At 57.5% G+C, this 23,081-nt stretch carries 20 protein-coding genes; 13 read left to right on the forward strand and 7 right to left on the reverse strand.

Annotated elements, in window-relative coordinates:
• Window positions 1-107: 107 nt before the first annotated feature.
• Window positions 108-866 (forward strand): DUF4292 domain-containing protein, encoded by a 759-nt coding sequence (locus H9S92_RS18235; RefSeq protein ID WP_187468135.1) that lies wholly within the window; start codon window positions 108-110, stop codon window positions 864-866.
• A 15-nt stretch (window positions 867-881) separates the two neighbouring features.
• Here H9S92_RS18235 and ileS read toward each other — a convergent pair whose 3' ends face one another.
• Both ileS and H9S92_RS18245 read right to left on the reverse strand, forming a co-directional pair.
• Complete coding sequence (gene ileS, locus H9S92_RS18240; protein ID WP_187468136.1) at window positions 882-4,211, reverse strand: isoleucine--tRNA ligase; 3,330 nt, start codon at window positions 4,209-4,211, stop codon at window positions 882-884.
• A 443-nt stretch (window positions 4,212-4,654) separates the two neighbouring features.
• A complete protein-coding gene (locus H9S92_RS18245; protein WP_187468137.1) occupies window positions 4,655-5,128 on the reverse strand; it encodes an OsmC family protein in 474 nt (157 codons plus the stop codon).
• Between the two features lie 171 nt (window positions 5,129-5,299).
• Between H9S92_RS18245 and rsgA the strand changes: the two genes are divergently transcribed.
• From rsgA to rlmD, 6 genes are all read left to right on the forward strand, one after another.
• Window positions 5,300-6,274 carry a ribosome small subunit-dependent GTPase A gene (gene rsgA / locus H9S92_RS18250; RefSeq protein WP_187468138.1) on the forward strand — a complete coding sequence of 325 codons (975 nt, stop codon included), beginning with the start codon at window positions 5,300-5,302 and terminating at the stop codon, window positions 6,272-6,274.
• 63 nt (window positions 6,275-6,337) lie between these two features.
• The gene (locus tag H9S92_RS18255) at window positions 6,338-7,252 is read left to right on the forward strand and encodes a sugar phosphate isomerase/epimerase family protein (protein WP_187468139.1); all 915 of its coding nucleotides are present in this window, start codon (window positions 6,338-6,340) and stop codon (window positions 7,250-7,252) included.
• 149 nt (window positions 7,253-7,401) lie between these two features.
• Complete coding sequence (locus H9S92_RS18260) at window positions 7,402-8,232, forward strand: SH3 domain-containing protein (protein WP_187468140.1); 831 nt, start codon at window positions 7,402-7,404, stop codon at window positions 8,230-8,232.
• A 263-nt stretch (window positions 8,233-8,495) separates the two neighbouring features.
• Entirely contained in the window at window positions 8,496-9,035 is a 540-nt protein-coding gene (xrtK, locus tag H9S92_RS18265) for an exosortase K (protein ID WP_187468141.1), read from the forward strand.
• The gene (locus H9S92_RS18270; RefSeq protein WP_187468142.1) at window positions 9,019-11,832 is read left to right on the forward strand and encodes an MSEP-CTERM sorting domain-containing protein; all 2,814 of its coding nucleotides are present in this window, start codon (window positions 9,019-9,021) and stop codon (window positions 11,830-11,832) included. The genes xrtK and H9S92_RS18270 overlap by 17 nt, the downstream gene beginning before the upstream one ends.
• A 404-nt stretch (window positions 11,833-12,236) precedes the next feature.
• Complete coding sequence (gene rlmD, locus H9S92_RS18275) at window positions 12,237-13,655, forward strand: 23S rRNA (uracil(1939)-C(5))-methyltransferase RlmD (protein WP_187468143.1); 1,419 nt, start codon at window positions 12,237-12,239, stop codon at window positions 13,653-13,655.
• A 40-nt stretch (window positions 13,656-13,695) separates the two neighbouring features.
• Here the strand turns inward: rlmD and H9S92_RS18280 are convergent, their stop codons facing one another.
• The gene (locus H9S92_RS18280) at window positions 13,696-14,025 is read right to left on the reverse strand and encodes a hypothetical protein (RefSeq protein ID WP_187468144.1); all 330 of its coding nucleotides are present in this window, start codon (window positions 14,023-14,025) and stop codon (window positions 13,696-13,698) included.
• Window positions 14,026-14,112: 87 nt separating this feature from the next.
• On the reverse strand, window positions 14,113-14,607 hold the full coding sequence (locus H9S92_RS18285; protein ID WP_187468145.1) for a SixA phosphatase family protein: 495 nt from the start codon (window positions 14,605-14,607) through the stop codon (window positions 14,113-14,115).
• 112 nt (window positions 14,608-14,719) lie between these two features.
• On the opposite strand from H9S92_RS18285, the gene H9S92_RS18290 reads away from it, so the two are divergent.
• The 3 genes from H9S92_RS18290 (at window position 14,720) to rpsU (ending at window position 16,791) form a co-directional block, all read left to right on the forward strand.
• Window positions 14,720-15,403, forward strand: coding sequence for a response regulator transcription factor (locus H9S92_RS18290; protein ID WP_187468146.1), 684 nt, complete (start codon window positions 14,720-14,722; stop codon window positions 15,401-15,403).
• A complete protein-coding gene (locus H9S92_RS18295) occupies window positions 15,403-16,458 on the forward strand; it encodes a sensor histidine kinase (protein WP_187468147.1) in 1,056 nt (351 codons plus the stop codon). The genes H9S92_RS18290 and H9S92_RS18295 overlap by 1 nt, the downstream gene beginning before the upstream one ends.
• Before the next feature lie 144 nt (window positions 16,459-16,602).
• Window positions 16,603-16,791 carry a 30S ribosomal protein S21 gene (gene rpsU, locus H9S92_RS18300; RefSeq protein WP_187468148.1) on the forward strand — a complete coding sequence of 63 codons (189 nt, stop codon included), beginning with the start codon at window positions 16,603-16,605 and terminating at the stop codon, window positions 16,789-16,791.
• A 182-nt stretch (window positions 16,792-16,973) separates the two neighbouring features.
• On the opposite strand, the gene H9S92_RS18305 is transcribed toward rpsU, so the two are convergent.
• Window positions 16,974-17,774 (reverse strand): hypothetical protein, encoded by an 801-nt coding sequence (locus H9S92_RS18305; RefSeq protein ID WP_187468149.1) that lies wholly within the window; start codon window positions 17,772-17,774, stop codon window positions 16,974-16,976.
• 202 nt (window positions 17,775-17,976) lie between these two features.
• On the opposite strand from H9S92_RS18305, the gene H9S92_RS18310 reads away from it, so the two are divergent.
• Both H9S92_RS18310 and H9S92_RS18315 read left to right on the forward strand, forming a co-directional pair.
• Window positions 17,977-19,173 carry a hypothetical protein gene (locus H9S92_RS18310; RefSeq protein WP_187468150.1) on the forward strand — a complete coding sequence of 399 codons (1,197 nt, stop codon included), beginning with the start codon at window positions 17,977-17,979 and terminating at the stop codon, window positions 19,171-19,173.
• 140 nt (window positions 19,174-19,313) lie between these two features.
• Complete coding sequence (locus H9S92_RS18315) at window positions 19,314-20,450, forward strand: hypothetical protein (protein WP_187468151.1); 1,137 nt, start codon at window positions 19,314-19,316, stop codon at window positions 20,448-20,450.
• Window positions 20,451-20,683: 233 nt separating this feature from the next.
• Here the strand turns inward: H9S92_RS18315 and H9S92_RS18320 are convergent, their stop codons facing one another.
• Entirely contained in the window at window positions 20,684-20,968 is a 285-nt protein-coding gene (locus H9S92_RS18320) for a hypothetical protein (protein ID WP_187468152.1), read from the reverse strand.
• A 596-nt stretch (window positions 20,969-21,564) separates the two neighbouring features.
• Here H9S92_RS18320 and H9S92_RS18325 point away from each other — a divergent pair.
• Window positions 21,565-21,993, forward strand: a complete 429-nt coding sequence (locus tag H9S92_RS18325; protein WP_187468153.1) for a hypothetical protein — start codon at window positions 21,565-21,567, stop codon at window positions 21,991-21,993.
• Here the strand turns inward: H9S92_RS18325 and H9S92_RS18330 are convergent.
• Window positions 21,953-22,510: a hypothetical protein gene (locus H9S92_RS18330; protein WP_222936163.1), complete on the reverse strand. Its 558-nt coding sequence runs from the start codon at window positions 22,508-22,510 to the stop codon at window positions 21,953-21,955. The two genes, H9S92_RS18325 and H9S92_RS18330, sit on opposite strands and share 41 nt — an antisense overlap.
• Window positions 22,511-23,081 lie beyond the last annotated feature (571 nt).

Consider the following 23,081-nt stretch of genomic DNA (forward strand, 5'->3'; position numbering starts at 1 on the left):
ACCAGAATGATCCAAGCCCCCGGACATTTGCCTGCCATGCGCCTTGCTCCTCGATCCATGACCTTGCATCCTGCGGCCGCGCCCCGGTCGTTCCATCTCCTACTGCTATGCGTACTTTTTTCCTCTTATCCCTCCTGGTTTTGCTCTTCGCTACTTGCGGCAAAAAGACCACGGGTGGCGCCGATGGCCGGGATGGCCTGACCACCACCAATAAAGCCGCCCGGGTCATCAAAGGCCTCGAAGACGGGGCTTTCAGCACCCAATACCTGGAAGGGAAAGCCCGCGTGGAGGTCAAGAGCCGCGACCTCAACATCGGCGGCACGGCAGTTATTCGGCTGGAAAAAGACCGCGCCATCTGGATGAGCGTGAAAAAATTTGGCTTCGAGGGAGCGCGCGCGCTGATTCGGCCCGACTCCTTTTTCGTGGTCAATCGCCTCAACGGGGATTACACGGCCGAGCCACTCAGTTACCTGGAGCAGAAGTATAAAATCCCGGCCCGCTTCGACCTTTTGCAGGAAATCGTGCTGGGCAACGCCGTATTCTTTTCCCGCGATCTGACCCTGGCGGCCGAAGGCGAGCAGTACCGCCTGACGGGCAAAGACACCCGCTTCGCAACGGAACACCTGGTGGATGGCCGAGGCTTTCGCCTGCTGGAAATGCACCTCACGGAGCTGGGGCAGAACCGGAAACTCTCCATCCAGAACGCCGGCTTTCAGGCCGTTGCCGCGCCCGGGGGGCAGAGCGACTTCGCCCACGAACGCACCGTGGTGATTGATGCTGCCGCTACGGGCCGGGCCGAGCTGGACCTCACGTTCACCAGCCTCGAATTCACCGGGCCGCTGGCCATGCCTTTCACGCGGAAGTAAGGGCGCGCGCTGGTTCTACACCTTTTCTACTACCAATACGACGGTCTCCCCGCCGGGCAGTTCCAGGCTTTCGCCGGGAAGATCGGTGGTGCATTCCAGCTGATCGGCCAGTACTTCACCGGCCAGGTAGGCTTCGAAGGCGGTAGCGGCTTCCAGGACGGCGGGCGTGCCGGCCAGGCGGACCCGAATGCGATCGGTTACCTCAAAGCCCTGGTCTTTGCGCAGATTCTGGATGCGGTTGACCAGTTCGCGGGCGATTCCTTCGCGGGCCAGTTCGGGCGTTACCGTTACGTCGAGGGCCACGGTGAGTTCTCCGTCGGTAGCAACTTTCCAGCCGGGGATGTCTTCGGTGCTGATCGTCACGTCGTCTAAGGTGATGGCTACTTCTTCGCTGCCCAGGGTGAAGACGAAGGCTCCGGAATGTTCCAGTGTGGCGATGTCTTCAGCCGTCATGGCGGAGATGACGGTGGCGGCGTCCTTCATTTGCTTGCCGAGGCGCTTGCCCAGGGTACGGAAGTCGGGCTTGATGCTTTTGCGGAGGAAGTTGCCGTCGGTCAGGAATTCGACGGCTTTGATGTTCACTTCGCTTTTGACGATGTCGGCTACCGCGGCTATGTGGCGGCGGAAGTCTTCGGTAAGGGCGGGGACGAGGATTTTCTGGAGGGGCTGGCGCACGCGCAGGTTCTCGGCCTTGCGCAACGACAGGGTGAGGGAGCTGAGGCGTTGGGCGTAATCCATGCGCACTTCCAGGTCCTGATCGATCAAGGCGGGATCGGCGGGGGGCAGGAGGCTGAGGTGGACGGAATCCGCAGTGCCCTTACCTTGCTTCGATCCTGCAGCCGCGCCCGTCAGGTTGCGGTAGAGCCAGTCGGCAAAGAACGGTGCAACGGGAGACATGAGCTGGGCCACCCGCAGCAGGCAGGTGTGCAGGGTCTGGTAGGCGGCGCGTTTATCCGTCGTCATTTCCCCGCGCCAGAAGCGGCGGCGGCACTGGCGCACGTACCAGTTGGAGAGTTCGGCGTTGACGAAATTATCGATTGCCCGGCAGGCCGGCGTGGCGTCGTAAGCGGCGTAGAGGGCCGATACCTCATGGGTCAGGGAGTTCAGACGGCTGATGATCCAGCGGTCGATCTCGGCGAGGTCCTGGTGTTCAACGGGCTGGTCTTGCAGCGGATCGTAGCCATCGATGTTGGCGTAGAGCGCGAAAAAGCCGTAGGTATTGAACAAGGTGCCGAAGAAGACGCGCCGTACTTCCTGGATGCCTTCTTCATTGAAGCGAAGATTATCCCAGGGGTTGGCGTTGCTGATCATGTACCAACGGGTGGCGTCGGCCCCGTAGTTGGCGATGGTCTGGAACGGATCGACGGCGTTGCCGAGGCGCTTGGACATCTTTTTGCCGTCTTTATCCAGCACCAGGCCGTTGGAGACGACGTTTTTGAAGGCCACCGAATCGAAGGCCATCGTAGCGATGGCATGCAGGGTGTAGAACCAGCCGCGGGTTTGGTCTACGCCCTCGGCGATGAAATCCGCCGGGAAGGCCCGCGCGAATTTCTCTTCGTTCTCAAAGGGGAAATGCCACTGCGCGTACGGCATCGCGCCACTGTCAAACCAGACGTCGATCAGGTCCAGTTCGCGGACCAGTTTTTTGCCGTTTTGCCAGAGGACGATTTCGTCGATGTAAGGGCGGTGGAGGTCGGCGGGGACGGATTGTGCCAGGCCCAGTTCGGCGTTGGCTACTTCGATGGCGGCGGCGAGTTCGGCGACGGAGCCGATGCAGATTTCTTCGGTGCCGCATTCACTGCGCCAGATGGGCAGGGGAATGCCCCAGTAGCGGGAGCGGCTCAGGTTCCAGTCCTGGAGATTTTCCAACCACTTGCCGAAGCGACCGGTGCCGGTGGATTCGGGTTGCCAGTTGATGGTCTCGTTGAGCTCGGCCATGCGGTCGCGCAGGGAGCTGGAGCGGATGAACCAGCTATCGAGGGGGTAGTAGAGGATGGGCTTATCCGTGCGCCAGCAGTGGGGGTAGCTGTGGTTGTACTTGGCGACGTTGAAGGCCAGGCCAGCTTTTTTGAGGTGGATGGCGATGTCGACATTGACGTCGACGTAATCGCTTTCGTCTTTGTAGTTTTTAACGTAGCGGCCCGCAAACGCTCCGGCCTCGTCAGTAAACTTGCCCTGTTTGTCCACCAGCGTTAGCGAGCCGATGCCGTTGGCTTTCCCGACGGCCATATCGTCTTGCCCGAAGCTGGGGGCGGTATGGACGATGCCCGTGCCGGCGTCGGTAGTGACGAAGGCCCCGGTGATGACGCGGAAGGCGTCGCCGTCGGTGGGGGTGGGCCCGGCCAGCAACTGGTCGTAGCGGATACCGGCGAGTTGGCTGCCGGGGAAAGGAGCGGAGATGGCCTCCACCGTCGGCTGGTTGTGTCCACCGAACCAGTTGCCCACCAGGGCGGCGGCCAGGACGACATCGTTGGGTGCGCCGGTGTAGGCATTTCTGGTGCGTACTTTGACGTACGCAATATCGGGGCCAACGGTAAGGGCGGTGTTGCTGGGGAGGGTCCAGGGCGTAGTGGTCCAGGCGATGATGTGGACTTCCTTGCTGTCTGGACTTCCCATTGCACCTGCGGCCGCGCCCCCGTCCTCTTCCGCAGCGGGGGGCGCTACGGGCAGGGTAAAGAGCCACTCCGAAGCAGTGTCCCGCTGGGTCTTGAACATGGCCACCACGGTAGTGTCGGTCACATCCTGGTAGGCTCCCGGCATGTTGAGTTCGTGGGAACTCAGGCCAGTACCTGCGGCGGGCGAATAGGGCTGGATGGTGTAACCTTTGTACATCAGGCCCTTATCGTAGATGCGCTTGAGGAGCCACCAGACGGACTCCATGTACTCATTTTCGTAGGTGATGTAGGGGTTTTCGAGGTCTACCCAGTAGCCCATCTTGCGGGTAACGTCGTCCCAGACATCTTTGTAGCGCATGACGGTTTCGCGGCAGGCGCGGTTGTACTCATCTACGGAAATCTTGACGCCGATGTCTTCCTTGGTGATGCCCAGTTCCGACTCTACTTTCAGCTCGATGGGGAGGCCGTGGGTGTCCCAGCCGCCCTTGCGTTCCACGCGCTTGCCCTGTAGGGTCTGGTAGCGGCAGAAAATGTCTTTGATGGTGCGGGCCATGACGTGGTGGATGCCCGGCAGGCCGTTGGCCGAGGGTGGGCCTTCGTAAAACACGAACGCGTTGGCGGGATCCCGCTCCTCGATGCTGCGGGCGAAGATGTTTTCCCGTTCCCAGAAGGCCAGGATTTCCTGATCGATGGCCGGGAGGTTCAGCTGTTTATGCTCTGCGTAGATCATGGTAAAAAAGTGGCGTAAGGCGGGCAAAACCCGGCGTAAAGTGGAACAAAAAAGCTCCGGCGGAAACGGGTCCGTCGGAGCTTTTGGGCTGTGGAACTACAGCAGCATACCTACGGACGCGGAGCGAGCGCAATAATTATGCCGTCAATAATTCGTGGTGCAGCCATGGTGGCAAAGGTAACACGCGCCGCCTACATTCGTTGCGCACCGGGCGGGAATCTGCCCGGTGGCGGGGTAAAAGAGGGGCGAAACGCCGCCGGCGAAAAAAAATTTTACCGTTTTGCTTGTTGGTAAATAAATTAATAATACCTTAACAGCGCAGAAAGCGGTAGTATATACCGCTCTTCAAGGCAAATTTTAGTTTTCATTTGGTTTTTTGGGGTTATTGGGAGGCAACTGCGTTGCCTCTTTTTTTGTGCCTGAGCGAAAGGAAAATCCTGGCTTCAGCCCACTGAAATCTCACTGGCGTAGGAGATTTTTACCGTTACGGAGTTGGCGATGAAGCACTTTTCTCCCGCCGCGTGGTGCAGTTGCCGGGCGGCCTCAACACTTGCGGCCTGGGCGATGACGATGTGGGGGCGCAGGGTAACTGCGGTGAAGCGTCCGCCCCCGTCTTCGGTTTCGCTCATCGTTCCTTCGGCCTGGTCGACGTATTCCAGCACGGTAATGCCGCTGGCGGAAGCGAGGTGTAAGTACCAGAGCATGTGGCAGGTGGAGAGGGAAGCCAGGAAAAGCTCTTCGGGGTTGTAGCGTTTTTTATCGCCGCGGAAGCTGGGGTCGGAAGAAGCCTTGATGGCCTCGGTCTTGCCGGGAGCGGAGATGAGGTGATCGCGGGAATAGGCGCGGTAGTCGAGCGTGCCCGAGCCGCGATTGCCGGTCCATTCGGTCTTGATCTGGTAATGATGGTCTTTGGTCATGATCGTTTTTTGGTGGGAGAGGAGAATGATCCAAGATAAGTGCTGGAAAGGACATGGAAGAATTTGGGGGGAGGGAAGTGCTGACCGCCCGCCAGTTCCGGCGGCAGGGGGGAGCTGCTTTCGTCGAGGGGTGTGCAACTTTGTCCCCACTCCGTAACTTTACCTTTACGTATGCAAAAAGGCACCGTTACGAAATCTACTGGCAGCTGGTACGACGTCCTGCTCGATGAGCCCAGCCCGGCGGGGGATGTGGTCCTGCGCTGTCGCGTGGCTGGCCGCTTCCGCCTGGAGGATAAGCAGCTTACCAACCCCATCGCCGTCGGCGACCGCGTAGCCGTCTCCATCGAGAATACGGGCGACGCTGAAACCGGTGCCATCCGGGAAATCGAGGAGCGGCGCAACTACGTCGTCCGCCAAAGCCCAAGAAAAAAGCACGAACTTCACCTCCTGGCCTCCAACATCGACCAGGCGGTACTGATCGTTACGGTGGTTTTTCCCGACTTAAAGCTGGGCTTCATCGATCGCTTTTTGCTCATGACGGAGCCTTTCGGCATCCCCACCACGATTGTTTTTAACAAGGCCGACCTCTACGACGAGAACGCCATGGCCACTTTTGAGGTAGTGGCCGATATCTACACGGCCATCGGCTACGAGGTACTGCTGGTCTCGGCGCAGGAAGGCACGGGCATCGCAGCATTCCGGGAACTCCTCCGGGGCAAGCGCAGCCTCATCAGCGGGCAGTCGGGCGTCGGGAAATCCACCCTCGTCAATGCCGTTGCCCCCGAGCTGGATTTGCGTACGGGCGAACTCTCTGACTACACCGGCAAAGGCCAGCACACCACCACCTTTGCTGAGTTGTTTCAGTTGCCATTCGGCGGGGAAATCATCGATCCGCCGGGCATCAAGAATCTCTCTTTCAACTACCTTAAGCCCATCGAGGTGGCCTATTACTTCCGGGAAATTTTTGCGCTGAGCCCGGAGTGTCGTTTCGGCGGGGCCTGCCTTCACAAGGGAGAGCCCGGTTGCGCCGTCATTGCCTCGGTGGCCGCTGAAGATGACCGGGTGACGGACCTGCGCTACAACAGCTACCTCACGCTTCTGGCCGAAACCGAGGAGCAGAACTACTGGGAGCGGAAGAAGGTGTAAGCTTTTTTGGGGCCCTTCGTCCAGAAGCCTAACTTAGCCGCCAATCACTAAGCTCCCCCCGTCATGCAACTCGGCTACGTAAGCGCCATCCTCCCCGAACTCACCCTGGAAGAAAACCTGGCTTTTGCCGCCTCCGTCGGATACGACTGCCTGGAAGTCATGTGCTGGCCCCCGGGCAAGGCCGAGCGGCGCTACGCGGGCGTTACCCACCTCAACGTGGATACCCTGACGACGGCGGAAATTTCCCGCATCCAAGACCTTCAGCAACAGTACGGCGTTCGCATCAGCGCCCTGGGCTATTACCCCAACCCCCTGGTGGCCGATGAGGCGGAGGCCAAAGTCTATACCGACCACCTGCGGGCGCTCATTGATGCCGCTGCGGCGCTGGAGGTCTTCTGCGTCACCACTTTCGTGGGGCGCGACAAAGACCGCACGATCGAAGCGCAGTGGCCGCGCTTTCTGGCCACCTGGCGGCCCATCGTGGCCCACGCGGCGGCTAAAAACGTACGCATCGGCATCGAAAACTGCCCCATGCGCTTCACCAAAGACGAGTGGCCCGGCGGGACCAACCTGGCCATTTCCCCCGCCGTTTGGGAACGCATGTGGGCCGATATCCCGGACGCCCACTGGGGGCTCAACTACGACCCCAGCCACTTCATTTTGCAACACATGGATTACACGCTGCCCTTCCGGCAGTACCCTGAGCGGATGATCCACATCCACGCCAAAGACGCCCGCATCGACGTCGAAAAGCGCAACCACCACGGCGTTTTCAGCCACCCCAACCTCTGGCATACGCCCAAAATTCCGGGGCTGGGCGACGTGGACTGGGGCCGCTTCGTAGGCTATTTGCGGGAAACGGGCTACGACGGGGCCGTATGCGTAGAGGTCGAAGACCGTACCTTCGAGGGCAGCCTCAGCAAGCGGCAGGCGGCCCTGCGCCAGAGCTATGCCTACCTGCGGCCCTTCGTGTTTTAGGGCGCGGCCGCAGGTGCTCCCCCCCGACCCCCCAATGGGGGGAGTATGGACTCCGAGCAGGGAAGGGGCCAGCCATTTCCTTCCCCCCTCTCCAGCAACCCTTCCGGCGGCAGGGGGCTAAACCCTGGCTAAGCCACTATCTTTGGAGCATGAAAGCGTTATTCTCCCCACTTTTCTTTACTCTCCTGTTTTGCCTGGCCTGCGGGAGCCAGCCCGATCCGGCCGCTGCCAGCCAGCCCGCTCTCCCCGAACCCCCGCGCAACCAGCCCAGCGCCCCCGAGCCCGAAATCCTCTTCGCCTGGGTCGATGACCTCAACCTCCGCGAAGCGCCCAAGACCTCCAGCCCCGTTGTGGCCACCCTCCAGGTCAACGATGCCCTGATCTTCCACGGTGAAAAGACGGACTTCACCGAAAAGATTGCGCTCCGCGGCCAGACCTACGACGAACCCTGGCTGAAAGTCACCACCAAAAAGGACCAAACGGGCTGGGTCTTTGGCGGGGCCGTCCGCCGCCAGGGCGAAGCAAAAGGCACCCCGCAGTCGAAGGAGGGCCTCATTGACATCGCCCACTTCGGCCGCTACGAACTCAGCCGCTGGGAAAAAGAAACGGAAACCACCGAGTCGGTAGGCGATGCCGACATCACCCGCACCACCTACTCCCTCGGCACCCAATTGTTGCGCATCACCAGTTACGAAACCGGAGAGTACGGCTACGGCCGCACCTACCGTCTCCTTGGCTCCGACGGAGAAGTCCTCAAAGCCCGCGAGCTGGACTGGAGCTCCGACCCCACGCATACCCTCACCGAAAAAGTGTACGACTTTACGCAGACGCCCGCCCGCGCTTACCTACGCAGCCAGGTGTTTACCGAGCATTTTTCGCGGCTCCAGCCCCGCCCCGAAACCGTCGAGGGAGACTTTACCACCCTCAGCCTCAGTCCCGCTGAAGCGGAGGAACTGCTTGAACGCCTGGGTAAGTTGTAGTTCATAGTTGGCGTAAGACGCAAAGTGGCCCGGTCTCATTATCCCCCGGGAACTTCCACTGCTTTTTAAAGACCATCCTCTGCACCTGCGCCCGCGCCCAAATAAACGGCACGACGCGCTACGGGGCTGCTTTCGGCGGTCTGACGAACAGTAGCCAGAACCCTGCCACGGCAAAAGATTTTATGGGGTTAGAAACTTTAATTTTCAAAGTACTATGTATTTTACTTATCTTTGGCATTGCAAACAGCAAGACATGATGTGCCATGAATAAATACCTGATGGCGGGCCTCGTTTTCGTGCTCCTGAAGTGGTGGCACCAGACGGCCACGGCGGAAGAACTGCTTTTCTTGCTGGCCCCGACCGACGCCCTGGTCAGCACCGTTACCGGTTCGGCCGGGCTGTGGGAACCAGGCTCGGGCTATTTCCACGCCGGGGAAAATATGGTAATTGACGCCTCGTGTTCCGGATTCAACTTTCTGCTGATCAGTTACTTACTCTTCAGTTGGCTTTTGCTGCAACGCTACGGGAAATGGAGAATGCTGTGGCTGGCCATGTTGCTGGCTTGGCCACTTACCATCCTGGCAAACTTCTCCCGGATCCTGACCATCCTGCTACTGGGCTCGATGAGCCCGCATGGGCTTTCGGCGGGTACCTGGCACGAAATGCAGGGGGCTTTCGTCTATTTTTCCGTATTGGTCATGGCCTGCGGCTTCACGCAAATGCTCCTGAAACCTAAAAAAACTCCTACCGTCACCCACAACGACAACCAACCATTGACCATCATCCATGAATACCCTGATTAACCCCCGCTGGCTGTTCGCCGTCCATACCTTCCCACTGCTGGTTTTTTCCTGGCTCGCCTACCGGCAGTACACGCTGATCGAGTCCTTGCTGGAACCGGAATACAAAGCGTTTTGGTTAACGTTTGCCATCATTACCGGATTTTTTTTGGCGGGGGTACTCGGGGCTGGGGTGTGGCTAGACACCGTACGTAAACGGGTTCCCGTTGCCCTGTTGGCTGGTTTGTTCATCACTACCGTCGGCTATCTGTATTTCGGGATTAACCACTTATCGCAGCTGGTCCCCTGGAATATTCCCCGCTGGCTGGGGGGGGAGGACTTGGCCCTGTATTTTCTCACCTTTGGCATGCCAACGCTGGGCTACTGCCTGCTGGGCGCGGTACACTATGCGACGCCTGATGCGGAACAACGGAAAATCTGGCCCAATTTCGTCGCAGCCTTCGTGATTCCACTGGCGGTTTACCTGGTTTCCATGATCGGTATTCCGCTTTTTAGCGGGATGAGCAGTGGTTTCATGGAGCACATTCTGGTCGTCTTATTCATCACGCTTACCGTAGCTTTTCTGTTTTTTCTGGTACGTGGTCTTTACCTGCTGGCCATCCGCCGGGAAAAGGCCTTTCGCGAACGCCGGATTTGGTGGATGATCCCGCTGGCCATTGTCTTCCCCTTGCTGGGGCTGTTGGTGAATAGCGGTAGCCTAAAGCCTGGCGGGCCAGGTTTTGCTGGATCGAACGTCTTTGGCGATTTCAGCCACCCGCTTTTTTACCTCATCGCTGGCTTCAATGGCTTGTTGCTGTGCCTGCCCGACTACGATAACAAACTCTACCGCCTGTTTCTTTTCCTGGCTAAGTCAACCACAACGGCCTTCATTGCCTACTTCTTCGTTGTCTTCCTGCCGTTTTTGCCTTTGTCCATTCCGGCCATCCTGGTTTTTGGCCTGGGCTTTCTGATGTTGACGCCTTTGCTCTTGTTCCCCGTCCAGCTCACTAGTTTGCGGGACGATTTCCGCTTTCTGAACCGTTACTTCGACCGTCGATTTCTATCGCTGAGTGGGGTGGTCTTTTTTTTATTCCTGCCCCTTACGATTACCCTGAATTACCAGCGTGATAAAAGCACGCTCGATACGGCCCTTAATTACGTATACGCGCCAGCGGAAGCTGGCCAGAAACAGGTCGATGCTAAATCGCTCACCCGTGTCCTCCGCAGTATTGACGAACAAAAAGGCCGACGCAACGACTTCCGTTTCGGCTCGGGAACGCCTTATCTTTCCAGTTATTACCGTTGGCTGGTGCTGGATAACTTGACCCTGTCCGACGCTAAAATCAACGACCTACGCCGCATTTTTCTCGGTGAATCTGGCTGGGAGAACCAGGGGGTTTCCCGGATACCCGTTGGTAAGGTAAGCCTTACGAATACTACGGTGGAGACCACCTGGGACCCGCAACAGGAAGTATGGAGCAGCTGGGTGGAACTGGAACTGACGGCTGATTCCACGCTCGGCCTGCAGGAATACCACACGGAATTCCGCCTGCCGCCCGGCGTTTTCATCGCCGATTATTACCTGTACGTCGGCGACCGTAAGGAATTTGGTATACTGGCCGAGCGGAAGGCAGCGACCTGGATCTACAATAATATCGTAAATGAGAACCGCGATCCGGGACTGCTGCGCTATAAAACGGCTGACGTAGTTTGCTTCAATGTCTTCCCCTTTCAAGCGGGCGAGGTCCGACGTACGGGCATGCGCTTCCTGCACCGGGAGCCGCTCACGCTGCCCTTCGCTGGAACTTCGCTGGTGCTTGGTCGGGTGGGGGAGCACCAAGTCGGTGGAACACAATCGGGGGCAACTATCTATGTGTCCCAGTCGGAAAAGGCGGCGCTGACGCAGGTGCAGGGGAAGGTTGGGGTGCAATTCGTGGTGGATGCCTCTCGGCAAAGTCGCGAGACCGAAGCTGACCTCGTCGCCCGCATCAAAGCTTTTGCAGCCGGGCTTCCTGCCAGTAGCCCACAACCCCGCATTACGCTGGCTGGAACTTACCCCCAGCACCTTGCCTATAATGATGACTGGGAAAGCGCATTGACAAAAATGCCCACTGGCGGCTTCTTTGCCCGGCGTGCCATGGAGGAAATCCTGGCCACAGTGCCCGAGACCTCACCCGCCCCGACCTTTTGGAAGATCATAGTTGTCCCCAACCAATGGAATCGCCCCGTTCTGGACGGCGATTTCTCCGCCTGGGCCCATGCCCTTCCGGCGGGGAACGATTTTTACTACCTCTCGGAGAAAGGAACCCTTGCGCGGCATTCTCTCGTCGAAGAACCGGCCCGCCAACAACAAGATTCGGTCACACTGCCCGCCGTAGTGAGTGCTTACGCTTATCCAAATGCGGACGCACCAACCCACTGGCTACCGGTAAACAATGAGCCGGCGATATTGCTCCAACTTGGGGCCGCGCCGTTGGCCGCAAATGGCTTGCCTGCCAAAACCTGGGCGGCTGGCCTGGCGCTGTACGGCCAGTATCTCCACCACCAGCGGACTGGCCAAACAGGCTACCGCCCCTGGCTGGCCGAAGTACGGGGCAGCTTCCGCGCCGCCCTGCTGATGCCCACTACCGCCTTCCTGGTTGTCGAAAACGATGCCCAAAAAGAAGCCCTCCGCCGAAAACAAGCGGAAACGCTTGACGCCGATCCAGCCCTCGATCTGGAAGAAGCGGACATCCGCAGCATGAGCGAGCCAGGGCTGTTTTGGGGAATGGCGATCCTGTTGTTATTGCTTGGTTGGCAACGGCGGAAGCTCAGTTTTTAAGATCATTCTGGCCTGGGCTTAACGAAGCAACCAAAAGAATTGCGCGGGCTGTTTATCTCAATGCCTCCCCACCTCACCGCCCACAACGAAAACGCCGGGCTTCACCCGACGCTGCGTAAGCGGGGCCTCCAGGGGCGGGAGAGACTTCCGTTCGGCAAAACCCTTAAATGAACAACCTAAGACTATCCTCAAAACGAAGAGTTATCTTTTGTCCCGCTCAGCAGCCTGTCCCGTGCGGCAGCTTTGTCCCGTGCGGCAGCCTGTCCCGTGCGGCAGCCTGTCCCGTGCGGCAGCCTGTCCCGTGCGGCAGCTTATTCAATTATTCAGTTATTCAATCCTTCAATCCTTCAATCCTTCCCCCAACGTACCTTTGCCGCCCCCTCCATTTCCGCAAGCCCCCCGCCATGTCCCGTTCCCGCCGCAGCCGTTACCCCGCCCGCATTGATCAAGTTCGGATTACCGGCCTGGCCGACAAAGGCTTCTGCGTAGGCAAAACCCCCGCTGGCGAAGTCGTTTTCGTCGAGAAAGTGGTGCCGGGAGACGTAGTAGACGTCCGGCCTTTCAAAAAAAGGAAAAAGCTGCTTTTTGCCACGCCCCTGGAGTGGCGGCAGCGGAGCGCAGACCGGGTGGAGCCTTTTTGCCAGCACTTCGGCGTTTGTGGGGGATGTAAATGGCAAGATTTCAGTTACGCTGGCCAGTTGCGGGAGAAAGACCAGATTGTACGGGATGCCCTCACCCGCATTGGCAAAATTGAGGTAGGGCAGTGGGAGCCCATTCTCGGTAGCGAAGCGACGTCCTTTTACCGCAATAAGCTGGAATTCGGAGTCGCCAACCGCCGCTGGCTGACGGCCGAAGAGGTAGGAACGGAAGTGAACAACGAAGCCAACGTCATCGGTTTTCATAAGGCCGGAGCTTACGATAAGCTCATCGAGATCGAGGAATGTCATCTCCAGCACGGCCCCAGCAATTTGCTCCGCAACGGCATCCAGGCGCTCGCCATCGAAATGGGCGTTCCTTTCTTCGACATGCGGGAGCGGACGGGCCTGTTCCGGCAGTTCATGATCCGGACTACTACCACCGGACAGTGTATGCTCGTCCTGGCATTCTTCACCGACGATCAAGCCCGGATCCAGCCCTTCTTAAGCGCCATCATGGCCCGGTTCGGCCAGCACCTGACCAGCCTTTACTACTGCATCAACGGCAAGATCAATGAATACATGATGGACCTGGAAATGGTCCACTTCGCCGGTACGACAACGGTGGTGGAAAACCTGGGTCACGTCAATTTCCACATCGGCCCCAAGTCTTTTTTCCAGACCAATACCCGCCAGGGGCAGCGGCTCTACGACATCACGGCGGAGTACGCGGGCCTTACGGGCCAGGAAAATGTATACGACCTTTATACCGGTATTGGCTCCATCGGGCAGTACCTGGCCAAAGACGCACGCGCGGTAGTGGGCATCGAAGAAATCGCCGCCGCCATCGAAGACGCCAAAGTAAATGCTGCCCTCAACGGCCTGGATAACTGTACCTGGTACGCCGGGCAGGTAGAGCACATCCTCACGCCCGAGTTCGCTGCCGAGCACGGGCGCCCCGACGTGCTCATCACCGACCCTCCCCGGGCGGGCATGCACCCCAAGGTCTTACCCATGCTGCTGGAACTGGCCGCCCCCGTTATCGTCTACGTCTCGTGCAACCCGGCCACCCAGGCGCGTGACCTCGCCATCCTGGCAGAAAAATACCGGGTAGTAAAGGCCCGGGCGGTAGACATGTTCCCCCAAACCAGCCACGTCGAATCCGTGGTGCGTCTCGAACTGTGCTAGTGGGCCAATCAGCCCGGCGTACCGGCTACTGCTGGGCTTTTTACTCAATCCCTATTTCCGCCTGTTGGCGGCTGATGATGACCCCCACCCGGCTGTAGAGCGAATCCACCCAACGGGGTTCCTGCCGGACGAGCCAAAGGAGGCTGTCGAATTCCGCCCGGTTACTGCCGTAGGCGGTTAAGGTGCGATCAAAGTATACCTCGCGCATCGAGTCCCGTACAATGATGGGCACTTCCGTAGCCAAACCTTCGGCCAGTTGCATATCGGCCACCAACGGGGCCAGGGCATCAAGATCAACCGGCGGCTCTCCGGGGACGGAGTCGCTACAAGCCTGAAACAGAAGAAACGAAAAGCAGAAAATGCGATACATATATATAAGGATGTTGGTGTGGGCCGGATAAGGGCCGCTAACCATAAGAACTACAAAAGGAGGGCGAAAGCCACCGGGGTCAACGTACTACGTCTGCTTTGGGTAGAGGAAAACGGTGCGCCGCGCCGCGCTCAGGCGGAAGGCCGTCCAGTTGGGGACGTCGGCCTCAGCTCCGATGATGCCGCAGGTTGGGACGTTACCAATGTAGCTGTCGTGTTCGAGGCGATTGGCCAGGTCGGTATACCCAGGGTTGTGGCCAAAGACCAGGACCGTATCCCACTCGGCGGGCAGGTTTTGCACGTGTTCCTCGATCGTATCGGGCCAGGCGTGGTAGAGCTCCGCCTCGGTAAGGACGGCCGCTTCCGGCAGGCCGAAAGCTTCCCGAAAAGCCTGGGCCGTTTGGCGCGCGCGCTTGGCGCTGGAGGTGAGCAATCCCGCGGGGGAAACGCCCAGCTCCCGCAGGCGCTGGGCCATACGCGGTGCGTCGTGGATGCCCCGCGTGTCGAGGGGCCGGTCGTGGTCCGCCAGGTTAGGGTGATCCCAATTGGATTTGGCGTGGCGAACGAAGTAAACTGTTTTCATAGCAGGGTGGGGCGGGTTGCGGGGTAGTCAATAACAGGCTTAACGCTTAATTAACCCCGGCGCGGCGGGAATGCCCTAGTTTTGTGCGTAATTTAACCCAAAGGTGTACCCTATGAGTTTGGCTAAGATACTACTGGTAGACGATGAACCCGACATTCTGGAGATCCTGGAATACAACCTCATCAAAGAAGGTTACGAAGTAGCTACCGCCGGAAACGGGGAAGAAGGCTTCAAGGTGGCGCAGAAATTTCAACCCGATCTGATCGTGCTCGATATCATGATGCCCGTTATGGACGGCGTAGAACTCTGCCGCCTCCTCCGCAGCAAACCCGAATTCAACAATACCATCATCACCTTCCTCACCGCACGGGAAGAAGACTACAGCCAGATCGCTGCACTCGATACCGGCGGCGATGATTACATCACCAAGCCCATCCGGCCCCGCGTCCTGCTGAGCCGCGTCAAGGCCCTCCTGCGCCGCAACGAACGGCAGGAAGACCACGAGGAAGCCAGCACCATCCTGGTCGGCGACCTGGAAATCGACCTCGAGCAAGTCATGGTCTTACGCGGCAAAGAGCGCATCGAACTGGCCAAAAAAGAGTTCGATCTCCTCACCCTCCTGGCCTCCAAGCCCGGCAAAGTGTTCAGCCGCGACGAGATTTTCAACCGCGTCTGGGGCACCGACGTTATCGTAGGTAACCGCACCATCGATGTCCACATCCGCAAACTGCGCGAAAAACTGGGCGACCACTACATCAAAACCATCAAGGGCATCGGGTATAAATTCGTCTTTTAATGTTGAAAAACAGCACCCCGCGGCAAGTCGCGGTGCAAGCCGCAGCCGCGGCAACTTTTATCACCACCGCACTCGTACTCGTTGTCGTACTGCTTTTTGCTGCCCCGGTACCCGCCTGGTTGTTTCTGCTCCTGCTGGCCTGTGGCTTTGCGGTCTCCTACTTCGTGATCCTCCTTTTTCTGGACCACTTTATCTACCGCCGCATCAAGTTGATTTACAAAACCATCCACAGCCGCAAGATCAGTCCCGATGCCAAAAGGGAAAGCGTCGACCCCGACCGACCCATCATCGACGAAGTGGAAAAAGAAGTGGAGGAATGGGCCACCTACCAGGAAGACCAACTCGATGAGTACGAGCGCTTCGCCGAATACCGCCGCCGCTACATCGGGGACATCAGTCACGAACTGAAAACGCCCATCTTCAATATCCAGGGATACCTGCACACCATCCTCGACGACGAAGACGTCCTCGACGACCGCAAGTTCACCCTTAAGTTCCTCCGCAAGGCCGCCAAAAACGTCGAACGCCTCCAAACCATTGTGGATGACCTCAGCGCCATCAGCCGCCTGGAAAGCGGCGAGCTCGTCTTAGACATTGAGACATTCAACATCCGCACGCTGGCCACCGAAGTCTTCGAAGAACTGGACCTGAAAAGCCACGAAGCCGGCGTCAACCTCAGTTTCAAACCCGGCGCGGACGGCGGGTTTATGGTCCGGGCCGACCGCGAAAGCATCCGCCAGGTCCTCATCAACCTGATTACCAACTCCATCAAGTACGGCAACGTGGGCGGCAACACCCGCATCGGCCTTTATGACATGGCCACCTACATCCTCTGCGAGGTAGCCGACGATGGCATCGGCATCCCCGAAAAACACCTCCCCCACGTTTTCGACCGCTTTTACCGGGTCGATAAGAGCCGCAGCCGCCAAAAAGGGGGCTCGGGGCTGGGCCTCTCCATCGTCAAGCACATCATGGAAGCCCACCAGCAAACCATCAACGTACGCTCCTCTCCCGGAATGGGCTCTACCTTCGGCATCACCTTGGCCAAGGCTTAGGCGCTGTTGTGGGCGCGGCCGCAGGTGCCAGGTGAGAAATATGAAGCAAGGGAAGGTCCCCGCAAAGGTTTTTTTGCCAGAAGCTTTTTCTCATCGCCCGGAAAACCCTATCTTTGCGGTCCAATTAAAAAATAGCACCGTTTAATGCTGATCATCAACGTCCGTGAAGGAGAAAACATCGACCGCGCACTCAAGCGGTACAAGCGCAAGAGCATCAACACCCGGGTGATCCGTGAGTTACGGAACCGCCGCGAATTCACCAAGCCAAGCGTTCTGCGCCGCCGTGAAAAGTTGAAGGCCGTCTACCGTCTGGAAAAATACGGAGAGCGCTAGCCACCGGCTAAGCCCCCTTGTTATTTGTCATATAGCAGGCTTTAGGAGAAGTCTGCGCACCGCCGAAAGCGGCTGCGGATTGCATTAAGTGCATCCCGCAGCCGCTTTCGGCGTTTGGGGAAGTTCCGGTACGAAGGGGGAGGAGAAGTTGTGCCTCAGGCAAACGCCTTCGTCAGCCAGGTTCAGCGGACGGCCGTGGTCTCTTCGCCGGCGGACGCACGGTCCGGGAGGTGGGGCTGGCTAGGGTCGTGGTACGGCGATGCCCCGACGTTGGGCGTGCGCGGCGGCCAGGTCAGTTCGAGCGGAATGGGCCGGGACTTTACCGGAACCGGGCGCTGCGCGGGAATGACCGCAAACAGGATAAAACCAAGAAACACCAGGGTGATCCCCGTGAGACCGAGTGCCAGTCCCGGTCCGAACGCACCCGGGTCTTCCTCGGCCCGTACCAGAACCGGGCGTTCCTCGGCCAGGCGGATGGATTTGATCGTGGCCAGGATGGCGCGCTGCTCGCGGGCCACGCTGCTGCAGTGCTGATCCACCAGCGTCTGGAAGGCACTCCACAGCGGTGCGGCACGGCTGCCCATAAAAGTAGCGCCGGGTGCCTCGGGCAGATAGGATGCGTTGAGAACGCTCGTCCATTCCCGCTGTCCGGTGGTGGGCTCGTGGCATAAGACGATGACGCGGCGGTTGGGGTCCTGGGCCGCTGCCGCAATGACGGGACGCTCGTACTGGCTGATGTAAGGGTCATTAACGTAAGCATCGTTGTTGATGACGATGATGAGGTCCGCCCGCCAGAGTCGGTCCATCACCGCCTGGTCGTATTCACGGAATTGCAGGTGGAGGTCGTACCAGTAGTCGAGTTCGTAGGCCTGGGCCTGGCGGATGCGGAGGGCGGCCAGACCGTTGACCACGTCGTTGATGCCGTAGGCCAGCCCCTTGCGGGCGTACGAAATAAAAACCTTAATGGACGGAAGGTCGGACATGACCAATGGGCGGTTTTTACAAAGGTAATTGGTTAGTTCATAGTCTAGTAGTCTAGTAGTTCCTGGTTCAATAGTTTGCCGGTAAGTAGTGAACTATGAACTATGAACTATGGAACTCCAACTCCCCTTGCACCTGCGGCCGCGCCCGATTTATTGACCTATACCGGGTAATAAGCGTTAGGCGGTGTATTTTTGACGCCCTATGGATTACCTTAACGATTTAGCGGAGGAATTCGAGCACCTGAAACGGTTTGAATGGGCGGCTAACCAACTGGTGGCACCCGATCGCCTGGCCACATTGGCGTGGGCCAATGACCGGTCCTATTTGCTGTTTGCCCTTTATCTGAAGGCGCGGCAGCTGTTGTACGAAGGCCGGTACACGGAAAAAAGCATCGGCCTGCAGGAGGCGGATTTTGTTGCGCTGGATGCGCTGCTGGTCCGTCGGGCGCTGCAAGTTGAAAAGGACCCACTTTTGTTTGCCTACCTCCGGACCTGCCAAATTGTGGCACTTGACCCGCTAGCGGAAGGCGTGGACCAGCAGATTGAAGACCACATTGCCTACCTCCAAAGTTTTCAAGTGCACCTGCCGTTGGAAGACTATGTGTACAATTTGTCCCTCCTCAACAATTTCTGCATCAAAGGAAAAAGCCTTGGTGCGAAGGGGCTCACCGCAGCTACTTTCCGCAGCGCATTGCTGATGCTGGAGGGCAAGTACGGAGCAAAATGGTCGCGTAAACCGCATTTGCCCTACATCATTTTCAGCAACGTGGCCACCGGTGCAATGGACCTGGCCGAACTTGGGCAATGGCAGTTTGTCCCGATTTACTACAAGGCCGATGAAGCGCCGGTAAATGATGTTTACGATTGGCTGGAGCTCTACATTAAAGGCTACCAGAGCCGGGTGGAAAAGACTTTTCGCGCTTCAACGGTGGCTTACGTACGGGCCCGGATGGCTTTTAGGCGGGGGGATTTTGTGGCGGCGGCCAATGCCATCAGTAAAATAGACGAAGCGGCTGTGGAGTCATTGGTGCTCGGCAGCCGGCGGCTGACGCTGATGACCTGGTACGCGCTGCGGTACAACGGTGACGAAACAGCCCGCCGAATGGCCCGGAAATTTTTGGCCGACCCAAGAGCTCTTCTCCTGAAGATGCGGGCCCAGGTGCGTGATTTAGAATTACGTCAAAAAAGGTTACCCGGCCACCGCTCGCACTTCCTCACTTTTCTCGACGCTTTTTCGGCACTCCTCCAGTTGCGGGATGCCTTGGAGGATTTACCACCCGAATCCATTCGCCGCAGCCAGCAACTGCACGAAGGTCGGCAGGCCGCCATTGCCCCACTTTTGGCCTACCCCCACGAATCCGGGGAGTGGTTATTAGCGCAGTTTAAGGCCCTGAGTTGAATACACTTGAGCGCATTGATTTGGTGGATGGGTCGTATTGCGCCCAAGCACCAATGAACCGATACTTTTGAAGTCATATGGAAGATTATCTACAGCAGTTACAGGAGGATTATGACGCACTCAAAAAATTTGAGTGGAGTATGAATGCACAGAAGCCCCCCGAGGGGCTCGCCCAATTGGCTTGGGCCAGCGACCGGGTTTTCCTGCTTTTTTCTTTCCGTTTTCAAGCCCGCTGGCGGATTTACCATATCCGGTTTACGGAACGCCAAATCGGCCTATCCGACAAGGATTTCCAAGGATTGCCCGCCGTACTGGCCCGCCGCAGCGCCCAGATCGAAAAAGAACCCCTTCTGTATGTTTATTGGAAAACCAACCAGATCCTGGACCATGATCCCCTCGCTCCAGAGCTCCTTCAGTTGATCGAAGACCAGCTGGCGGCGTTGCAGAGTTTTGAACCGGTGCTGCCACTGGAAGACTATATTGATAATCTTTCTGCTATTGACAATTACTGTGCCCACTGCACGCGGCAGGGCAATGTGGCTTTGGAAATCGTTGCCTTTCGCGCCAGATTACTCCTTCTAGAGGGCAAGTACGGTAAGCATTGGCGAAAAACGCCTTACCTGCCTTTGCTCTTGTTCACCAATCTGGCCCTTAATGCGGTGCAAATTGAAGGGCGGGCGAACTGGCGCTACGTGCCGGTATTCGGACTTTCCGAAGACGTTGTGGTACGGGGGGTAGGGGACTGGCTGGAGGGCTACATCAAGGGCTACCAGACCCGTGTGGAAAAACAGTACCGCAAATCCGCCGTCGCCTACATCCGTGCCCGACTGGCCTTTGCGGAGAAGGATTTTCCCCGGGCGGCTAAGGAAATTCTGAAAGTAGAGGAAGAAGCGGTTGAGGTATTAGTATTGTCCATCCGACGCTTACTCCTCATGACCTGGTATGAACTTCGTTATTGCAGCGGGGACGCGCCCGACCCCATGGCCAGAAAGCTATTAACGGACCCCCGGGCGACGTTAAAAACAGTCCGCGAAAGGCTGCGCGACCTCGTTGAGCGCCAAGGAACCCTCCACGCTCACAGCGAACATTTTCTACCCTTCATCAATGCCTTCGCCACGCTGCTGACCCTGCGCGATGGTTTAGAAAAGATGCCCCCCGAGGGCCTCGCCCGCAGCAAATACCTCTACCAGCCGCGCAAGGAGGCCCTGGAAGCGCTGCAAGATTACATCCACGAATCGGGCGATTGGCTCAGGGAGAAGTTTAACGCTTTGGCTTGAAAACCGGAGGGAGGCCGCAACGGCATTTGGCTCGTGGGACTTTCGCAAGCGGGCACGGGTTTACTTGGTGGATCAAAACGTTGAGATAAACATTTGTTGCTATAAAAAAGGTGGGCAGGCCACTGCTGACCTACCCACCCCCAACCTTGGTAATTAGTGCTGAGCATTTCCCCGCCGGGTAAGCCAGAAAGCGGGAGGAACCACCGCTGCCCTACTCAAGCGGACGAAATTACTTAGTCTTCCACCTCCACCTCGTAGGTCATTTTGCCACTGCTGTGGAAGATCTGGATGAGGTACACACCGGGCGGGTAAGCCGAAATGGTTTGTACTAAGACCTCCAACGTGGTGGTAATGAATGGACCTTCGTAGCCCTCATCCACACTAACGGCAGTCTCGGGATCCGTCTGTACCAACGGGGATACGGACTGCAGGAAGTTCTCGTCCGTGACAATTTGGGCACGGAGAGGGCTGGTCGCCAGGAAGGCGGCGACGGCAAAAACACTAACAATCTTGTTCATAATTGAAAATTGCGCAGTGAGAAAAAGTCAGAGTGCGCACTCTTGGATGAAGGCTAGCCAAGTGCTGTTCTGCCCCGCCGCCGGGGCGTCGGGACTTAGTGTCGTACGAATCGAAAAGGAAAAAGTGTCACCAACTAAGGCATGGTAGAGTGCGTAATCGGGTCGTCACCCAGCACTTTCCTTCTGCTTCATAAGCATTTGATTTTTAGTGTATTACAAAATATTTTCTCCTGTTTTTTACGGGTATCCGGGGCGTCAATCTGTGATTTTTTGCTATCGGAGAAGGATGGGCTCACCTTTGGTTTATAATTCGGTCCAGAAATGACCTCCAAGCAAACCTGCGTTCTGGCAGCGGCTTAACCCCAAGGGTTTGGCCAGAAATCCGGTGCGTAGCGCGCTTCTCTAAGCGGCCTATTAACACCCCCCTCCTTGCCGGGCGGCACTCTGGCGCACGCGCTGGATGCCACTTCGGTGAGGAGGCTTTTTACCCTTTCTATACATCTGTTTTGAGCGCCGGCCCGCCTACCTTCGGGGAAAGCGGAGCCGGTTTTACACCGAACTGCGCCGACGATTCGCGCAGACCCAATTATCTTCCAATGGTCCGAATACAACTTCGCTATGCCCCCGGCGCTGAGCCGGCACCGGGGCAGGTAGTTCTCCTGGTCATGCGCCATTCCCTGGGCTGGTCGGACGTAGCCACTACCGATGCCGACGGCAGCGTCACCCTCGATTTTCCGCCCTGCGAGGCAGTGCTTTACCTCAACGGGAGGCGCTGGTTCGAGGGAATGCTCTGCAGCGATGCCCAATTTTTCCTCTCCTCCCTCGGGGGGCAGGCATTAGTGGGCGCGGCCGCAGGTGCCGGGAACGTTGAAAGGCCAGGTGACGACAACAGCGACGGTTGGCGACTGCGCGGGCGGCGGATCGGGAAATTCTCCAAAAATCAGGACCAGAAACTTCAACTTCGCGGGCTCTTCCCCGCTAAGGCTAACGGCGAGGCTGAGACAGCTGCCGAAGTCGGAGGATGATGTAGAGCAGAAGCGAGATCAAGAATGCCAGCCCCAAACTGTAGCGCTTTGGTGAGGCATCGTTGCCCGTCGCGTAGCTGTTGCTGCTGTGCTGGAGGGCTTCGAGTTGCTGTTCCAGGTCCCGAGCGTAGACGGCCCATTCGCTGTTGCGGAGTACGTAGATGCTGTCGCGAAAAATCAATCGCTGGAGGGCGAGCTCTTGGGCGATACTGGTTTCGGTAAGCCCTTCGTTGTCGTGCACGACCTTTTCGTAGTCGTCAAGCAGGCGCCGGTGATCCTCTTCGACTGCGGCTAGGCGGCCAGCGAGGGAGTCGTAGTTGGCAAGTTTTGGGGCGTTGGCCTCCGCTCTATCTCGGAGTTCGCTGATGACCGCCTTACAGTCCTGGTTTTCCAGGCGCTGTTTGGCAACATGTGTGCGGACTTCCCGGGCGTTCGGCCTGGCTGTCGTGCACATGTACCCGAGGTTGAGAACCAAAAAGATGTAGAAGCCGTGTTGAATTATGTTGTTTCGTAACATTTGGAGATGATTATTTCTCCACCTGCGCGTATCTTTGGGTTGAAGCGACGAAGCTCCGCGCAAGCGTAGAGTGAGTCAAGTAGATCCTCGTTTTAGGCTTTTGGCCTTTACGACGGTAAGCGAACGGTGAGTTTCAACTTGCCGTGGTTCCTTTCCACTACCCTGCCCGGTTGTGGGATGGAGTTTACACAAGCTTTGTGGAAACTTACTGCCGCCCGTTTGGGCGGGGATCTTGCATTTGGTCGATTGTGTTGCATAGTAGTGTAGTTATTACAATGCAAATATAAGTAAATTTGATTACAATGCAAATAAATAGATAAAATAAATAGTATTTTGCTATGCATTTTACAATTCTGTGACATTTTAGTCGCCTTTTTCTGATTAGCCACCGCTTTTACGGAAGTCTTTTGAATTGTTAGCTTAGTCTAACTTCCCTTAGAATGTATCTAAATAAGGAGGAAATTTTAAATTTTGCTTTTTATTAAGGAATTGAGCACTACATTTGCAGAGTAAAAAAAGCGGTAGATCAAACTTTTTGAGTACTATACGGATTGGATAGTACCGCGTATTG

Source organism: Neolewinella lacunae, from assembly GCF_014349155.1.
Taxonomy (GTDB): domain Bacteria; phylum Bacteroidota; class Bacteroidia; order Chitinophagales; family Saprospiraceae; genus Neolewinella; species Neolewinella lacunae.

Excerpts from the sequence above, each read along its gene's own strand:
- rpsU (WP_187468148.1), top strand. The coding sequence starts at position 16,603 with ATGCTGATCATCAACGTCCGTGAAGGAGAAAACATCGACCGCGCACTC.
- H9S92_RS18305 (WP_187468149.1), bottom strand. The coding sequence starts at position 17,774 with ATGTCCGACCTTCCGTCCATTAAGGTTTTTATTTCGTACGCCCGCAAG.
- H9S92_RS18270 (WP_187468142.1), top strand. The coding sequence starts at position 9,019 with ATGAATACCCTGATTAACCCCCGCTGGCTGTTCGCCGTCCATACCTTC.
- H9S92_RS18295 (WP_187468147.1), top strand. The coding sequence starts at position 15,403 with ATGTTGAAAAACAGCACCCCGCGGCAAGTCGCGGTGCAAGCCGCAGCC.
- H9S92_RS18290 (WP_187468146.1), top strand. The coding sequence starts at position 14,720 with ATGAGTTTGGCTAAGATACTACTGGTAGACGATGAACCCGACATTCTG.
- H9S92_RS18320 (WP_187468152.1), bottom strand. The coding sequence starts at position 20,968 with ATGAACAAGATTGTTAGTGTTTTTGCCGTCGCCGCCTTCCTGGCGACC.
- H9S92_RS18310 (WP_187468150.1), top strand. The coding sequence starts at position 17,977 with ATGGATTACCTTAACGATTTAGCGGAGGAATTCGAGCACCTGAAACGG.
- H9S92_RS18260 (WP_187468140.1), top strand. The coding sequence starts at position 7,402 with ATGAAAGCGTTATTCTCCCCACTTTTCTTTACTCTCCTGTTTTGCCTG.
- H9S92_RS18280 (WP_187468144.1), bottom strand. The coding sequence starts at position 14,025 with ATGTATCGCATTTTCTGCTTTTCGTTTCTTCTGTTTCAGGCTTGTAGC.
- ileS (WP_187468136.1), bottom strand. The coding sequence starts at position 4,211 with ATGATCTACGCAGAGCATAAACAGCTGAACCTCCCGGCCATCGATCAG.
- xrtK (WP_187468141.1), top strand. The coding sequence starts at position 8,496 with ATGAATAAATACCTGATGGCGGGCCTCGTTTTCGTGCTCCTGAAGTGG.
- H9S92_RS18315 (WP_187468151.1), top strand. The coding sequence starts at position 19,314 with ATGAATGCACAGAAGCCCCCCGAGGGGCTCGCCCAATTGGCTTGGGCC.
- H9S92_RS18235 (WP_187468135.1), top strand. The coding sequence starts at position 108 with ATGCGTACTTTTTTCCTCTTATCCCTCCTGGTTTTGCTCTTCGCTACT.
- H9S92_RS18285 (WP_187468145.1), bottom strand. The coding sequence starts at position 14,607 with ATGAAAACAGTTTACTTCGTTCGCCACGCCAAATCCAATTGGGATCAC.
- rlmD (WP_187468143.1), top strand. The coding sequence starts at position 12,237 with ATGTCCCGTTCCCGCCGCAGCCGTTACCCCGCCCGCATTGATCAAGTT.
- H9S92_RS18245 (WP_187468137.1), bottom strand. The coding sequence starts at position 5,128 with ATGACCAAAGACCATCATTACCAGATCAAGACCGAATGGACCGGCAAT.
- H9S92_RS18330 (WP_222936163.1), bottom strand. The coding sequence starts at position 22,510 with ATGTTACGAAACAACATAATTCAACACGGCTTCTACATCTTTTTGGTT.
- rsgA (WP_187468138.1), top strand. The coding sequence starts at position 5,300 with ATGCAAAAAGGCACCGTTACGAAATCTACTGGCAGCTGGTACGACGTC.
- H9S92_RS18325 (WP_187468153.1), top strand. The coding sequence starts at position 21,565 with ATGGTCCGAATACAACTTCGCTATGCCCCCGGCGCTGAGCCGGCACCG.
- H9S92_RS18255 (WP_187468139.1), top strand. The coding sequence starts at position 6,338 with ATGCAACTCGGCTACGTAAGCGCCATCCTCCCCGAACTCACCCTGGAA.